Annotated in this window: 1 protein-coding gene; it reads left to right on the forward strand. The window is 71.0% G+C overall.

From position 1 onward, the window contains the following. Nucleotides 1-255, forward strand: a 255-nt coding sequence (locus tag ACYSM9_RS22000) for a shikimate dehydrogenase family protein (RefSeq protein ID WP_461859064.1), incomplete at both ends; no start/stop codon positions are given.

Here is a 255-nt window from a genome sequence, read left to right on the forward strand (position 1 = left end):
GGCGCGGCTGCAACATCACCGTGCCGCACAAGGTCGCCGCGCTCGATCACGTGCCCGATCCGGGCGGGCTGCGGGAGTCGATCGGGGCGATCAATACCGTCTTTCGGGGCGAGGACGGCGGGTGGATCGGCACCAATACCGATGCGGCGGGCTTCCTCTCGCCGATCGCCGACCTCGATCTGTCCGGTCGGCCCGTGGTGGTGATCGGGGCAGGGGGGGCGGCGCGTGCGGTGCTGTTCGCTTTCTCCCGGGTCG

This window comes from Arthrobacter sp. C152, assembly GCF_054890965.1.